This window comes from Psychrobacter maritimus, assembly GCF_904846345.1.
Classification (GTDB): domain Bacteria; phylum Pseudomonadota; class Gammaproteobacteria; order Pseudomonadales; family Moraxellaceae; genus Psychrobacter; species Psychrobacter maritimus.
This window is the reverse complement of sequence record NZ_CAJHAJ010000005.1, coordinates 94040-108900: the sequence shown is the minus strand read 5'-3', so window position 1 is coordinate 108900 and position 14861 is coordinate 94040. Positions and strand designations below refer to the sequence as shown.

At 44.0% G+C, this 14861-nt stretch carries 12 protein-coding genes; 7 read left to right on the top strand and 5 right to left on the bottom strand.

The features are described 5' to 3' along the window. Positions 1-26: 26 nt before the first annotated feature. On the top strand, positions 27-446 hold the full coding sequence (locus tag JMX50_RS08445; RefSeq protein WP_201618990.1) for a DUF6691 family protein: 420 nt from the start codon (positions 27-29) through the stop codon (positions 444-446). A 105-nt stretch (positions 447-551) separates the two neighbouring features. Here JMX50_RS08445 and JMX50_RS08440 read toward each other — a convergent pair whose 3' ends face one another. Continuing rightward, on the bottom strand, positions 552-2216 hold the full coding sequence (locus JMX50_RS08440) for an AMP-binding protein (protein WP_201629207.1): 1665 nt from the start codon (positions 2214-2216) through the stop codon (positions 552-554). 456 nt (positions 2217-2672) lie between these two features. Here JMX50_RS08440 and JMX50_RS08435 point away from each other — a divergent pair, with 456 nt between their 5' ends. Continuing rightward, the gene (locus JMX50_RS08435) at positions 2673-4808 is read left to right on the top strand and encodes an NADPH-dependent 2,4-dienoyl-CoA reductase (protein ID WP_201629206.1); all 2136 of its coding nucleotides are present in this window, start codon (positions 2673-2675) and stop codon (positions 4806-4808) included. A gap of 165 nt (positions 4809-4973) precedes the next feature. Here the strand turns inward: JMX50_RS08435 and JMX50_RS08430 are convergent, their stop codons facing one another. Further along, on the bottom strand, positions 4974-5294 hold the full coding sequence (locus JMX50_RS08430; RefSeq protein ID WP_201629205.1) for a PAAR domain-containing protein: 321 nt from the start codon (positions 5292-5294) through the stop codon (positions 4974-4976). A gap of 220 nt (positions 5295-5514) precedes the next feature. Continuing rightward, positions 5515-6534, bottom strand: coding sequence for a lipoate--protein ligase (locus tag JMX50_RS08425; protein ID WP_201629204.1), 1020 nt, complete (start codon positions 6532-6534; stop codon positions 5515-5517). A gap of 231 nt (positions 6535-6765) precedes the next feature. Here JMX50_RS08425 and JMX50_RS08420 point away from each other — a divergent pair, with 231 nt between their 5' ends. Further along, the gene (locus JMX50_RS08420) at positions 6766-7212 is read left to right on the top strand and encodes a hypothetical protein (RefSeq protein ID WP_201629203.1); all 447 of its coding nucleotides are present in this window, start codon (positions 6766-6768) and stop codon (positions 7210-7212) included. A 45-nt stretch (positions 7213-7257) separates the two neighbouring features. Further along, the gene (locus JMX50_RS08415) at positions 7258-7848 is read left to right on the top strand and encodes a hypothetical protein (protein ID WP_201629202.1); all 591 of its coding nucleotides are present in this window, start codon (positions 7258-7260) and stop codon (positions 7846-7848) included. A 197-nt stretch (positions 7849-8045) separates the two neighbouring features. On the opposite strand, the gene JMX50_RS08410 is transcribed toward JMX50_RS08415, so the two are convergent. Further along, complete coding sequence (locus tag JMX50_RS08410) at positions 8046-9644, bottom strand: GMC oxidoreductase (RefSeq protein ID WP_201629201.1); 1599 nt, start codon at positions 9642-9644, stop codon at positions 8046-8048. 394 nt (positions 9645-10038) lie between these two features. On the opposite strand from JMX50_RS08410, the gene trpB reads away from it, so the two are divergent. After that, positions 10039-11265, top strand: a complete 1227-nt coding sequence (gene trpB / locus JMX50_RS08405) for a tryptophan synthase subunit beta (protein WP_201629200.1) — start codon at positions 10039-10041, stop codon at positions 11263-11265. A gap of 97 nt (positions 11266-11362) precedes the next feature. Beyond that, positions 11363-12265 (top strand): DMT family transporter, encoded by a 903-nt coding sequence (locus JMX50_RS08400; RefSeq protein WP_201629199.1) that lies wholly within the window; start codon positions 11363-11365, stop codon positions 12263-12265. 47 nt (positions 12266-12312) lie between these two features. Here the strand turns inward: JMX50_RS08400 and JMX50_RS08395 are convergent, their stop codons facing one another. Then, on the bottom strand, positions 12313-13035 hold the full coding sequence (locus tag JMX50_RS08395; RefSeq protein WP_201629198.1) for a hypothetical protein: 723 nt from the start codon (positions 13033-13035) through the stop codon (positions 12313-12315). A gap of 322 nt (positions 13036-13357) precedes the next feature. Here JMX50_RS08395 and JMX50_RS08390 point away from each other — a divergent pair, with 322 nt between their 5' ends. Then, complete coding sequence (locus tag JMX50_RS08390; protein WP_201629197.1) at positions 13358-14746, top strand: outer membrane protein transport protein; 1389 nt, start codon at positions 13358-13360, stop codon at positions 14744-14746. Positions 14747-14861: the final 115 nt, after the last annotated feature.

Below are 14861 nucleotides of genomic sequence, written 5' to 3'. Positions count from 1 at the left end.
TAATACATTAGGTGCGAGAAACAAACATGCTAAAAAATATAATTGGATTACTGGCAGGGTTATTATTCGGTTTTGGACTGCTGATATCAGGGATGACCGATCCTGCTAAAGTACAGGGTTTTTTGGACGTCTTTGGTGCGTGGGATATTTCTCTAGCACTGGTAATGGGCGGCGGTCTGGCGGTGGCGATAGTCGGCGTGCAACTGGCTAAGCGACAAAAGAATAGCTGGATTGGCACCTTGATTGAGATGCCAACCAAAACCACCATCAATAAAAAACTGCTAATCGGCGCGATGCTATTCGGTATCGGTTGGGGCTTGGTGGGTATTTGCCCAGGACCGGGTATCGTGCTGCTAGGTACAGGACAATGGCAAGCTTACGTCTTTATCCCAGCGATGATAATCGGCATGCTGGTCTATCAATGGCTTGAGCCAAAACTGAATTAGTCGTTTGGTTAATAATAGCTAAGCAAAAAGGTCAGCCTACATTCATTAGGCTGACCTTTTTTATGCTCAATTAATTATTACACAAAAAGCTTATACTGCATTGTCCTACGTGGTACTTGGGCTGACTTTTGGGGTCTCATGTGCCAATGATTTTGCCGCCTGACGCAGCTCAAATTTCTGAACTTTACCGGTGCTGGTTTTTGGGATTTCAGCAAAGATAATATATTTCGGTACTTTAAAGCCAGCTAAATGCTGCTTGCAGTGCTCCATCACATTATCGCGTTGTAAGGTGCTACCAGCATGAATCTCGATAAAGGCAACAGGCACTTCGCCCCATTTATCATGCGGCGCGGCGACGACAGCACAGCTTTGTACTTCAGGCATTTTATATAAGACGTTTTCGACTTCGATACTAGAGATATTTTCGCCACCTGAGATGATGATGTCTTTAAGCCTATCCATGATTTTGATATAGCCATCAGGGTATTTGACGCCCAAATCACCGGTGCGGAACCAACCATCAGCAAAGGCTTCTTCGGTCGCTTTACGGCTTTTTAGATAGCCTTTCATTACCATATTACCGCGCAGTGCCAGCTCGCCCATCTCTTCGCCATCAGCAGCAACCGGCTCAGTGGTGCCTTGTTTAAAAAGCTCAAAGCCTGTCATCAAATGCGACGTCACACCTTGGCGTGATTTTTTCTGCGCGCGAGCAGCGACATCAAGCGCATCCCATTCTTGTTGCTCAGCGCAGACAGTGACCGGCCCATAGACTTCGGTGAGACCATAAACGTGCGAGATATGAAAACCCATTGCTTCCATAGCAGCGAGCATGGTCTCAGACGGCGGCGCACCAGCGACCCAGCCTTTGACTTCATGGTTAATGGCTTCTTTATATTCAGGTTTGCCGCCAGCAATCATATTGTGTACTACCGGCGCTGAGCAATAATGCGTGACTTTATGCTTGGCAATCAGCTGCAAAATTAAATCAGCGTCAATCTTACGCAAGCAGATATTGACGCCCGCGCGCTCAGCGATGGTCCATGGAAAGCACCAACCATTACAATGAAATAATGGCAGCGTCCATAGGTACATCGGGTGCTTGGGCATATCCCAATCTAAAATGTTGGACACGGCATTGAGTGTCGCACCGCGATGGTGATAGACCACACCTTTGGGCTTGCCAGTGGTGCCAGAGGTATAGTTGAGCGCAATGGCATCCCATTCATCGAGAGGTTTTTCCCAATTATCCAAGCTGTCTGAGCTGGCGATTAATTCTTCATAGCTCATACGACCAAAACGTTCAATATCGAGCGCCGCATCGGTTGCATGAATAACGATGAGATTAGGAAAAGCTTCATCAATCATCTCAGCATGCTCAGCAAACTCGCTGTCTAAGATTAATACTTTGGCTTCTGAGTGTTGCAAACAAAAACTTAACGCATTGATATCTAGACGGGTATTTAAAGTGCAAAGTACGCCACCTGACATGGGTACGCCAAAGGCACACTCGACCATCGCTGGGGTATTTGGCATCATGACCGCCACGGTGTCATTTTTATCAATCCCCAATTTGCGCAGACCATCCGCCAATTGACGGCAACGATCGTAGGTCTGTTGCCACGTTTGCGTGAGGTTATTGTGTTCTAAATCGTCATAGATGATAGCGGTTTTATCAGGATAGACCTGTGCGCTACGGATGATGAAGTCAATAGGGGTAAGCGGTTGATAGTTGGCAGCGTTTTTGCCAAGACCGGTGTGGAAGTCTGTCATTAGGATAGTCCTTTATCGTCTTGCTAGTATTCGATGGTGCAGGGATTTAGCGAAGCGGTTGCTGATACTCAGTAAAACTCGTATTTCGCTGAGTATATGCTTTATATATCTAGCATGTCATAGCTCATGCTCATAGCGTATTTATATAACAATGCCCTAGCTATTATAGCCAATCGAACTAAAAATTGGGCAGGTTTTGTGGGGTTTACTTTGCTAAATGCCGTAAAATCGACTCATAAACCAAGTTGCTGAACATTCGCATCAATATATTGCTCACTCATCAGTCGCTTGTCCGCGTAGCTGATAAGAATGGCGGTGTGTTAGGATAACGGTAATGCTAAATCCCGCAGTTGAATAATTTTGAGAATCCCGATTGCTTTTAAATCGCTTAACTGTATTTATAAAGCCTAACTCTCTTTAGAAGTATTCCCACCAACCATTCATAAGGAAAATGATATGACCGCCAGCCGCACTGCCAACACCATTGAGACCGCCAGCACCAATGAGCACTATCCGCATTTGTTTGAGCCGCTCGATTTGGGCTTTACCACGCTTAAAAATCGCATGGTGATGGGCTCGATGCATACGGGGCTTGAAGACCGTTTTTATAATTACGGTAAACTGGCGGCGTATTTTGCCGAACGTGCGAAAGGCGGCGTGGCAATGATGATTACGGGCGGTATTTCACCCAATCGTGAAGGTTGGTTGCTACCGGCTGGCGGTACCATGAACACGCGCGCAGATGTCCTTAATCATCAACGCGTCACTCGTGCGGCGCATAAATATGACAGCAAAATCATCATGCAAATCTTGCACAGCGGTCGCTATGGTTATCATCCATTTGCAGTGTCAGCAAGCCCGATTAAATCGCCAATCTCACCGTTTAAACCCCGTAAGATGAGCATCAAAAACATCGAGCAAACGGTTAAAGATTACGCCCGCTGTGCAAAACTGGCTAAGCAAGCCGGTTATGATGGTGTCGAAATCATGGGTTCTGAAGGCTATTTGCTCAATCAATTTTTATCGCGTCATGTCAATAAACGTACGGATGAATACGGCGGTGACATTCAAAATCGTATGAAGTTTGCGGTTGATGTCGTTAAAGCCGTACGCGAAGCGACGGGTGAGGATTTTATTATCCTATTCCGCTTGTCAGTGATTGATTTGGTCAAAGACGGTAACGTCATGGATGAAGTCATTACTGTCGCTAAAGCCTTAGAAGAAGCGGGCGTCACCATTATGAATACCGGTATTGGCTGGCATGAAGCGCGTGTACCGACGATTGTCACCAGCGTCCCGCGTGCCGCCTTTGTTGACTTCACCGCTGAGATTAAAAAGCATATCAGCATCCCAATGATGGCAGCCAACCGTATCAATATGCCTGAAACCGCAGAAGACATCGTCGCTAGTGGTCAGGCTGATATGATTCAGATGGCGCGTCCGTTCCTAGCTGATGCGCATTGGGTGAATAAAGCCAAAAATGGCGAAGCAGATCGCATCAATACCTGTATCGCCTGTAACCAAGCTTGCCTTGACCATACTTTTGAGAATAAACGCTCGACCTGTTTGGTCAATCCACAAGCTTGCTATGAGACAGAATTGGTTTATAAGAAAACCAAAAAACCTAAAAAGGTTGCGGTTATCGGTGGCGGCGTCGCTGGCATGTCAGCCGCTCATGTTGCCGCGCTACGTGGTCATGACGTCACGTTATTTGAAGCGAAAGATATTTTAGGCGGTCAGTTTAACTACGCTAAGGTCATCCCGGGTAAAGAAGAATTCTTTGAAACCATTCGCTACTATATCAATGAGCTTGAGCACTTAGGCGTTGAGATTAAACTTAATACCAAAGTCGATAAAGCGATGCTAGAGAAAGCCAAATTCCACCATGTCATCGTCGCTACTGGTGTAGTACCGAGAAGTCTTGAAGGTAAGCTAGAAGGTGCTGATTTACCACAAGTGATGAGCTATGCTGAATTGCTTTCAGGTGAGAAGTCCGTTGGTGATACGGTCGCCGTCATCGGTGCTGGTGGTATCGGTTTTGACGTCAGTGAATATCTCACAGCTAAGCATGGTCAGCCGCTTGATGAGCTAGGTCCTGAATTACTAAAAGATCCAAACTATCGTCCAAAAGCGCAGTCTATCGAAGAGTGGCGTGAAGAGTGGGGCGTGACTAATGATACCAATTATCAAACCGAGGGCGGTCTGATTAAGCCGGAAGCCATCAAGCCGGTGCGCCAAGTATACTTGATGCAGCGTACCAAAGGTCGCTTGGGCAGTGGTCTTAATAAAACCTCGGGCTGGGTACATCGCGCTCACGTTAAATCGCACGGCGTCATCCAAGTATCAGGCGCCCAGTACGATAAAATTACCAATGAAGGCATTTGGATCACCAATAACCAAGGTCAAAGTCAGCTGCTCCGTGTCGATAGCGTCGTTGTCTGTGCGGGTCAAGAGTCAGTCGTTGAGCTGATGCCAAATGTTGGTGATGCACCAGACGCGCAATATCACTTAATTGGTGGTGCTAAGCTTGCTGCTGAGCTGGATGCAAAACGTGCGATTCGTGATGGTGCTGAGGTTGCGGCGAGTATTTAAAATTCTAATTTGAATTAAAAGTTTAAATTGAGAAGACGGCAGGGGAGAAATTTCCTGCCGTTTTTTTGTTAGGTAATGATGAGCTTTTTCGCTAATTCAGCTATTGAATTCTATCTTAAAGACTTGTTATTCTTAGGAGAAATTACCTTTAGGGAATAAACTATTTTATAAAGTTGCCTTAGGAAACTGCAAAGGCGCCGCCTGCTCAACTCCAAACACCTTAAAATCCGATTCAGCAAACGACTGTTGATTAGCAATCAGCTTAGCACCGCAGCTGGTGACATCACCGCCGCGCGCAATGGGCGCGCCATCAATGATAAAAGAGTCATCACCACTCACAATAATGGTGACCTTTTTGCATTTTTTACAGATGACTTTATCGCCTTTACGCGCGACAGGAATGCCGTTATGAGTGGTATGCGGTGAGCCGGAGATGACCGTCCCACCATGAGAGGTCTTTGCGCCGACGGTTATATAGGCTGCCATAGTGCTACCTTGGTTAAATATTTAAAGTTTGGATTTTCATAGCAGATCTATTATTTGCATCACATTATAGATGGCAAAAGCGCAAAATATCAAAATTAAGTTTATTTAAAGCTATAAATGATATGACAACCTTAGTCGGCGTAAAATATGAAAGCTTTTGATAACTTGACTGCAAGAGGAGGTTTAGTGTCTTTATTTATTATTAATAACGAGCAAAAATCTACCCTTCCATCTCTCCAAGCAACCATGCAGATACGTCATCAATCTGCGCTACCAAATCAGGATGCGCTTGCCCCAGCTCAGCAAGCTTGTCTTTTACTTCATGTCTATCATATTTGATATCTGTCAACGCCTCTTTTAATAGCTCAATCAACTCAACGTTTAGCGCGTCAGAGAAGATGACCACTTCGCGTATCACTGCTTGCTTCACATCAAGATGCAAATCAATAATACCCCAATCAAATCGCGTCTCGATATGATGGGTAAATTCAGGCGTCTTGCCAAAGCGCCAATCCCAATCTGCCATTTGCTGATAGTATTTATTAAGCGCAGGCTGCTTAGCGAGACTGGCTTCATCCAATTCTTCTATTGGCGCAGTGTAACCATAATCTTTGTCGCGATAGTATTCGCAAAACGCTTCGATAATTGCATCAGATAACGTCTCGTGATTGATGTCTTCATTAAACTCAACCAGATTAGCGACTCGCGCGCGTACAGACTTGATGCCTTTGGCTTTAAGCTTAAGTGGATGCGGATTAAGATAATCGCCCAGCTTTTGCATATTGGCATTGACTAGTAATGTGCCATGATGAAAGCTGCGATCAGCCGCGTGTTTAAAGGCGCTGCCTGATATTTTCTTATCACCGACTTGCATATCGTTACGACCAGATAACTCAGCGTCTATACCTAATTTTTTTAGCGCATTGATGATAATGGTAAAGTTCGCTTCTTGGTCGTAGTCGTCTTTAGGCGATAAAAAGGTAAAGTTGGTATTGCCCAAATCATGAAACACCGCGCCACCACCACTCTGACGCCGCGCCAAAAACACTTCGTCAGCTTCCATCTTATCGATTTTGCATTCTACCCATGGGTTTTGCGAGCGCCCAATGACCACGGTCTCGCTATTGCGCCATAAGAATAGCGTGTGCGAGTCAGGATTGAGGGTGTTAAATATCCAGTCTTCGGTCGCAAGATTAAACCAAGGGTTAGTCACGGCAGACTTTAAGATGCGCAGTTTCATTGTTTGTCCTTTTGGGCAGAAATTTTTAGTTTGGCTTTTATAAATAAGTACTGTCATTGTTGCCGATGCGAGGTTGGATTTCAATGGGGGTGGTAAGAGCGAGTGTACTTAATTTTTAAATTTTGACAAGCTAACTTATTTTGAGTCTTTCTGATATGATTACGATTGATATTAAGTAAAAAACGACATTAGTTCAAACCGGCTACCTAATACATAAGAAGAGATTTGATTATGGATGATAGAGTGAAAAATTTGGACACTCCCAAGAAATGTGAGGTTTTTGCTAAAAATGCTTTGCTTAAGGATAGAGAAGATTTGGCAAAACAAGCAAAAGAGCGTGCTATTGAACTAAAAGCTGAAGATTACGGTGCTGAAACATTAGCTGAGAGAGAAGCTATAAAGGCAGTCTATGCTTATGAGGAGGTGCTAAGTGCCAGAAATGGTAAGAAAACACGCGCATCTAGAACTTGGCCAATGATTCAAAAATACGGAATAATTAATGCTATCGAGCGCGCCGTTGATCGTAAAGCTGAGACAAAAGGTTATACCGCATTATTAGAAATGGGCTTGGAAGCCTATGCTTTCGAAGCAGTAATACTTCGCTATCCTGAACTGTTTTCCGAAAGTGCTGTAGAAATATCTCAACGACGAATGAGCGAGTGGAAAGAAAACGTTTAAAATATTAAGAGTAAACACAGTTCTAAATTAGTTGGAGAGTTACGCATGCAAATAGATTTAGCAAATTGGATATCTGTGTTTCTAGCTTTAATAGCAACGGCGTCAGCTGCAATAACTTACGCAGTCTATCGTTCCTCAACTGATCCAGAAGTTATTGTTTATGCTGATACAGATAAGAAGCGACCCTCACTTATTGTTTTAATTATTGAAAATATAGGTAAAGGTCCAGCAGAAAATATAACTTTTGAAACATCAAGAGGTCTACCTGAAAAAGCATTCAGTATAGAAGAACCTCAGATCATGCCAAAGACTATGGCATCTGGGCCTATTATAGATGGTATTCCGTTCTTAGCCCCTGGCCAAAAAATTATTATTTCTTGGGGACAATATGGAGGACTGAAAAAATATATGGGAGGGGATAATATTATAGTCAAGACTCAATATAGAAAAGCTAACTCTAAGTTTTGGTTTAGTAGATCATCTAGCTCATCTCAGCTTTTTGTTGAAGCATTTTATGGAACAGATATTTCTGACGCAAACTGGGATAAGAAAATTTCAGAAAGCTTAATAAAAACTAATGATCAATTACAAAATATTGATAAAGCAATTAAAAAATTAGGTTCAGGAAAAAGCTAGAATTTACTCACAAGTATTAGATCCCATATACAAGTTCCCATTAGCCTTACTCCTATTAATAGAAGCGTGTATATTAGGTCAGCGATAGCGTAACCCAGCATCTAATACTTGTCTAAAAAAAATAGCATTATTTCCACTCAAAAAGAACGCCATTCAAGAGCGTTCTAAATATAATCAGATCTAATAACCTCAACACCCTATCCAAAATCTTCCCTCAAAATACTCGCCATATTACGCTCAGCAAGTCCGGTGATAAAGACATATGGATTGACGCCAGCGCTACCGGGGATTAATGCGCCATCTTGCACGTAGATATTTTTATGCCCTTTGACGCGTCCAACTTCATCAGTCGCTTTGCCTAATACGCAGCCGCCGAGCGGGTGATAGCAGAAGTTATCGCCGAAGCCTTTGGTAAATAATAAGCTTGAAGTAGAGCCACCATTTACTTTGGCGAGTTTTTCGATCAGCTCTTTGGCAGCGTTTACCGAGTACTCATTTTGCTCGCGTTTCCAGTTGAGTTTGACGGTTTTAGTGGTTTTATCATAATAATAATTGCCGCGTTCTGGATTGTCAGTGATGGCGAGATATAGCGTTGTCCAAGTCTCAAGTCCCAATGGCAATGGCGCGAGTTCGGCAAAGATTTTGTATTTTGAGCCGTCTCTATCGCCGTCCCACATATTGATGCCTTTGACCGGAATGGTAGATTGGGTAGTGCCAGCAGCGTGGACGAAATTGCGACCGGTCATGATGTTACCGTTTGGTCCCCAATGTTGTCCGATATGTTCGTTTAGGTTGTTTAATTTGCCTTCCGCTTGGCTTTTAAGTAGGAGCTCTGAAGTGCCAGTACTGCCCGCATTTAGAAACAGTTTATCGCAAGTATAATGCTCAATTTTATCGATGCCGCCTGTAGTATTTAACACATGAACTTCTAATCTGAGTTGCTCGTTATCGAGCGCTTGAATAGTATTTACTTTGCGCAGGGTTTTCACCGTGACATTGCCTGTGGCTTCAGCGTCTTTTAGGTAGGTTAAATCGAGTGAATACTTGCCCGCATTGTTGCCATAAATCACTTCGCCGCCGAGTGCTGAGGCATAGACTTCGCCGCGCGCTTCCTTTTGCATATAATCAAAGTCATAGCTATTACCAAAGAACTCTGTTTTTAGTCCCGCTTTTGCTGCTTGGCGTTCAGCTGCGCGAGTGTATTCATAATGCTCGGACTCATTAAAAAACGATTCAGGGATTTTACTGACTTTCAGATTTTTCATGGCACGGGGAAAATAAGTATCGTACATCTCATTAGAATCAATCCAAGGAAACACTGCTTCAAAATGCGCGCGTCTTGGCTGAATGGCAATCGCGCCATTGACGATGGAGCCGCCGCCATAAGCACGCCCTGCGAATACTTTCATATCGTCGTATTCGATTAAATCCAAAACTCCCGGGTATTTTCTGATAGGAATTGGAATCGGGATAGGGGCGTTTGGCATATTGCTAAACCAGCTTGAGCGTTTATCGGCGCTAATCATTTTGCAAAAGGTATCGTGCTCGGGCGTTCTATCCCAGCGCATACCCATCTCAAGTATTAATACTTTATGACCTTTTTCGCTTAATCGTAGCGCTGATACCGCGCCGCCGTAACCACTACCGACGATGATATTGGAAAAGTGTCCAGCTTGAGTAATTTTGCTTGGTAGCTTTGGCTGCTTGGCAAGCGTTTGGCAACCACTCACCGCAGCGGAGGTGCTGATAGCCCTTAAGCTTAAACCCATGGCTTTAATCAGTTGGCGTCGTTGCATGGTGTATCCTAATTTGATATTTAAGCTAAAAAAAGCCCGAGTTGAATAATATTAGCTTTTGACTGTAAAGGTGCGCTTAGCCAAGCGAGCATCATATTAGCAAACATAGGTTGCGTTATTATTTCAGGCACACGATTGCTGTAATACTTATAGACAAATCGGGCTTTCGTTCATCGATTACTCTTACCAGTTTTTAGTCAATCACTTAGCCAGTTACTTAGTCAATTATTTTTATAGTAAGGCGTAAACTTGACCAAATAGGGAATTTCGCTTATTATCTTGTTTCAATGTACTAGAACACAAATACATTAAAATATTCTTATCATTAAAAACGCTAAATAATTCGGCAAAGACAACAATAGTAGTAATTAATTTAAAACAATAAGGCTTAACTATGACAACGCAAAATACCGCCACTGGCTACGGTTTACATCAATCCATCTTGCCGAATAGCGAGGGTCTATATGGTGAGTTCGGTGGCAAAATTGCTCATCCCGAGCTTGCCAAAGCCATGAGCGAGATCGAAGTAGGTTTTCGTGAAATTATCAAAGACGACGACTTTATCAAAGAGATGAAGCGCTTGCGTGAGACTTATGTTGGTCGTCCAAGTCCCATTTATCATGCGCAGCGTTTGACCCAGCATTGCGGCGGCGCGCAGATTTATTTTAAACGTGAAGATTTAAACCATACGGGCGCACACAAAATTAATCACTGTTTGGGTGAAGTGTTATTAGCTAAGAAATTAGGCAAAAAAAAGGTGATTGCGGAAACGGGTGCGGGGCAACATGGCGTAGCGTTGGCAACGGCAGCGGCCTTGATGGGGTTGGAGTGTGAGATTCACATGGGTGTGGTCGATATTAAAAAAGAACATCCAAACGTCAGCCGGATGAAGATTTTGGGTGCCAATATCGTACCAGTCTCACGCGGTGCTGGTACGCTAAAAGAAGCAGTCGATAGCGCTTTTGAGACTTATTTGAATGAGCTTGATACCAGTATGTTTGCGATTGGATCGGCATTGGGACCAGCGCCATATCCTGAAATGGTCAGCTACTTTCAATCGGTGGTCGGACATGAAGCACGGGCGCAGTTCTTAGCGACGACGGGTAAGCTGCCTAATAAGGTGGTCGCTTGTGTTGGCGGCGGCTCCAATGCTATTGGCATGTTTAGCGGCTTTTTTGATGATGCAGAGGTACAAAAAATCGGCGTGGAACCTGCAGGTGAAGGCTTGGATACGCCCAATCATGCGGCTACAATGTCGCTTGGCGTCAAAGGCGAGATTCATGGGTTTAAGTGTTATGTATTGCTCGATGAAAAAGGCGAGCCAGCACCGGTACATTCGATTGCCTCTGGTCTAGATTACCCGGGAGTTGGACCACAGCATTCGCATTTACGAGATTTACAACTGGCTACGTATGAATCAGCGACTGATGCAGAATGTTTAGAAGCCTTTATGGCGCTATCACGCCTTGAGGGTATTATCCCTGCTTTAGAGTCGGCACATGCTATTGCTTATGCGATGAAAATCGCCAAAGATATGTCAGCGGATGAGACGATTTTGGTTAATCTATCAGGGCGCGGCGATAAAGATATTGATTTTATTTTGGATAAGGTAAAGCTATAAAAAATCTGCAAACAGTATAAAAAGACAACAGCTCTCAAGCGTTTAACCAGTTATCATCGTGGTTTTTTTAACGTCTAACGCTTGATAGGATTCACCCATGTCCAACCGCGACCTCATTATTTTTATGACACTGTCCTTTATGTGGTCGCTGTCTTTTATTTTTTACCGTATCGGCGTGCCAGAATTTGGCTCGCTAGCGTTTGCCAGTTTGCGGGTGGTATTTGCCGGTTTGGTGATGCTGGTTTTTGTCTTAATCAGCTCAAAAAACAGAGCAGGCATACGTGATAACTGGAAAGTTTTGACCCTAGTCGGACTGTTTTCTGCCGCTATCCCTTTTATCCTGTTTGCCTTTTCAGCGCGCTCGGTCAATGCTGGGGTGTTGGCGGTGCTTAATGCGTCCGTACCGATGATGAGCGGTTTTATCGCCAGCACCTTTTTTAAAGATCGACTGTCAAAAAAACAAATTATCGGCTTAATCATTGGCGTTATCGGCGTGATTATTTTGATGAGTGAGAACTTATTTGGCGGCAGCGGGCAGGGCGCTGAGTCAGGCTCAGGGTTACTGCCGATGGGCTACGCATTATTGGCCTGTGTCGGTTATGCCGTCGGCGCCAATATCACCAGAAACTATTTATACGATGTCTCGCCGGTGGCGATTACCGCAGGCTCGCTTATCATCGCCAGTATTATCATGCTGCCGATAGCGGTTTATGAGTTTCCCTATGGCAAAACCATTAGCCTCACTGCTTGGACGTCAGTGATTTGTATTGGCGTCTTTTCAACCGCCATCGCGCTGATTTTTATGAATCAATTGATTAAAAGTATCGGTCCGATGCGAGCGACCAGTATTACCTTAGTGATTCCGATTTTTGCCATTATTTTAGGCTATCTGCTGCTTGGTGAGGCTTTAGACACGCCAGCGATTATCGGCTCGGTGGTGATATTGTTTGGTACCTATCTGTCTTTGGAATTGTCTATCAAAAATATGCTGAAATCCTAAGATATTGATTTTTTCTAATTGATAAATAGCCTTTTAATCAATGGCGCTTAATTAACACCTTCTACCATAATAAATTGAATGGGAAAGGTAATGATGTCAAACGCCTTGGCAAATGGCATCAGCGCTTTCAGCCTTTTTTCTTCTGCTAATGCTTTGTCTGGTTGATAATGATAAAACTTTAGCGTGGTCGGTTGCGGCAAGCGATAGGCGAGCGTTTCGATATTTTTCACCGCCGGAGCCACCGTCACAGGAAGGCGCCAGAGATTTTTTGTACAGCGTGTCATACCACCTGCAAAACCATCATGACAAGTAAAATCAAACCCTTCAAGTTTAGCCGTTTCACCGGCGGCTAGTAGATGGGTCGGTTTTTCAAACCATAATATGGTGGCAATACATCCTTGCGCTGAGGTGCATCCTTGCTCGCCTATTCTTATTCTAAAATATGGCGCATTGAATGCCGGCATGGGCTTAAAGGAAAAATAAGCCAAATCTACTTGCTCTAAAATATCAATAAACTCACGATCTCTCTTGGCGCTCTGCACCAAATAGCTGCGCTTTTCTCCGGCAAATACAATCGCATGCTCAACGCCTTGAATAGGCGCGGCGGGCTTACCGACAGCAATAATCGTGTCGGTAAATTGCTCATCGGCCACCCATTTGGCATCTTCTTGTACCATCAATTGATAATCGAGCTTTTCGCTGACGATACAACCGCTTAAGCCTAAAACTAATGAGCCAGCTAAACATAGTTTGGAAAGTGATTTTGACATTATATTTTTCTCTGCTTAATACAATAAAAGGCAATCTAGAGACTTGCTAAGTATGATATTAAGCCAATTTTTCATAAATAAGTTGACTAATTTGCTAAATGGATACAAGTAACGCATTAAAGTTTTAGCGAAAAAAATTAGAGAAGCGTTAAGAGCTTAACCTTTGTCGCTGTTCAATTAAATAGAGAATCCCATAAAGTTGCTGCTGATATATTGACAAAGGTCGACATTCGCTATTTAATCTAGAAACCAATGCCAACTATAAAAAGTGTAAATAATTTTATGGTTTGGTTGTGTTTTTAACTGACAAAAGGATATTGTCATGAGCGCCCAGCTGTTTTTAGGATTTATGAATTCTGCTACCCTTTCTCGTTCTCCGCGCTATTTGCTCACTGCCGGCTCTTTGACGGCGTTAAGTCTCGCCATCAGCTCAGCGCATGCCGCTGGCATCGAATACAGCAAACAATCGGTCGCGCCTTTTTTTGAGCCGGGTAATTATGCCGAGCTATCTTATGCGTATGTTGACCCAAAAATTGAAGGCACCGATGCCGCTGGTAATAAAATCGGCGACATGATGGATGACTTTGATTTACCCGGAGCCGCTATTAAAATCGCCCCGACAGCCAATACGGCATTGGCAGTAATTTACGAGCAACCCTTTGGTGTTGATACCCAATATCCAGCAGGGAATATATTTAACAATAGCATGGGCACGACCGAGGCGCGAGTAGAGACAACTGGTATCACGCTTTTAGGCGGCGGTAAGATTAGCAATAATGTCTGGTTATATGGTGGTCTTGAATACCAAACGCTAAAAGGCAAAATTACTGGCGCGCAGCCAGTCGGTCTGACTACTGCAGTGTCACAAGTCGGAGAGGTCTTGGGTTTGTCTACGGCTGATTATTATAATTTGGTAGATAAGCAAAATAACGGTACGATTACGCCAGATGAGTCTGCTACTTTAGATATGGTTAATGGCTTGGCGAGCACGGTAGCTGAAGCACCGACCTATTATACGTTAGACTTTGAAAACGAAAGCACGCTCGCGCCAGTGATTGGTATGGCGTATGAAAAGCCAGAGATTGCCTTGCGTGCAGCATTAACGTATCGCGCGCCCGCCAAATATCAGGTATCTGGGGTAGAAAACCTGCAAGTTATTTTGCCGCCTATCGCTGGCGGTGATGATGTAACACCGGGACCAGCTACTGACGAAGTTGCCTTACCGTTAGCGGGTAAGACCGAAGTTAAGATGCCGCAGTCAGTCAATTTAGATTTCCAAACCGGCCTCAGTGAAAAGTATCAGCTTTTAGGTATGGTCAACGCGCGCTGGGTAGATTGGAGTAACTTTAGTGTTGCCCCGCCTTTGGCATCGTTATCAACACAAGAGCCACTAGCGGCCTATAAAAAAGACGGTTATGCGGTTGAGGTGGCATTGGGTAAGCAGTTCAATCCAAAAGTTTCAGGCGAAGTACGCTTGGGTTATGACCATGGCACCGGTGCGCCGCTCAGTTTATTGGGACCTTATGACTCTATCAAAAGCTTAGGATTAAGCGCGCAATACAAATTGACCGAGCAGCTTAATGTTTCTGCGGGCGGTCAATATATGTGGTTTGAAGGCGGTCCAGTCGATACCAAGGTTGATGGTCGCGTGGCCAATATCGATGATGGAACGGGCTACGCACTTGGCATGAAGCTTGGTTATCATTTTTAAAAAATAACTGAGATTGTTTGTTAAAAATAACGATTAGAAAAAGCACTTACTTTAAAAAGCAGGTGCTTTTTCCTTGCTTGCTGTTATCACAGAGGCTACGAAAAATTCATCCCAG

Coding starts and splice junctions, on each gene's coding strand:
- JMX50_RS08425 (WP_201629204.1), bottom strand. CDS start 6,534: ATGAAACTGCGCATCTTAAAGTCTGCCGTGACTAACCCTTGGTTTAAT.
- JMX50_RS08390 (WP_201629197.1), top strand. CDS start 13,358: ATGAGCGCCCAGCTGTTTTTAGGATTTATGAATTCTGCTACCCTTTCT.
- JMX50_RS08395 (WP_201629198.1), bottom strand. CDS start 13,035: ATGTCAAAATCACTTTCCAAACTATGTTTAGCTGGCTCATTAGTTTTA.
- JMX50_RS08420 (WP_201629203.1), top strand. CDS start 6,766: ATGGATGATAGAGTGAAAAATTTGGACACTCCCAAGAAATGTGAGGTT.
- JMX50_RS08400 (WP_201629199.1), top strand. CDS start 11,363: ATGTCCAACCGCGACCTCATTATTTTTATGACACTGTCCTTTATGTGG.
- JMX50_RS08435 (WP_201629206.1), top strand. CDS start 2,673: ATGACCGCCAGCCGCACTGCCAACACCATTGAGACCGCCAGCACCAAT.
- trpB (WP_201629200.1), top strand. CDS start 10,039: ATGACAACGCAAAATACCGCCACTGGCTACGGTTTACATCAATCCATC.
- JMX50_RS08440 (WP_201629207.1), bottom strand. CDS start 2,216: ATGACAGACTTCCACACCGGTCTTGGCAAAAACGCTGCCAACTATCAA.
- JMX50_RS08410 (WP_201629201.1), bottom strand. CDS start 9,644: ATGCAACGACGCCAACTGATTAAAGCCATGGGTTTAAGCTTAAGGGCT.
- JMX50_RS08430 (WP_201629205.1), bottom strand. CDS start 5,294: ATGGCAGCCTATATAACCGTCGGCGCAAAGACCTCTCATGGTGGGACG.
- JMX50_RS08415 (WP_201629202.1), top strand. CDS start 7,258: ATGCAAATAGATTTAGCAAATTGGATATCTGTGTTTCTAGCTTTAATA.
- JMX50_RS08445 (WP_201618990.1), top strand. CDS start 27: ATGCTAAAAAATATAATTGGATTACTGGCAGGGTTATTATTCGGTTTT.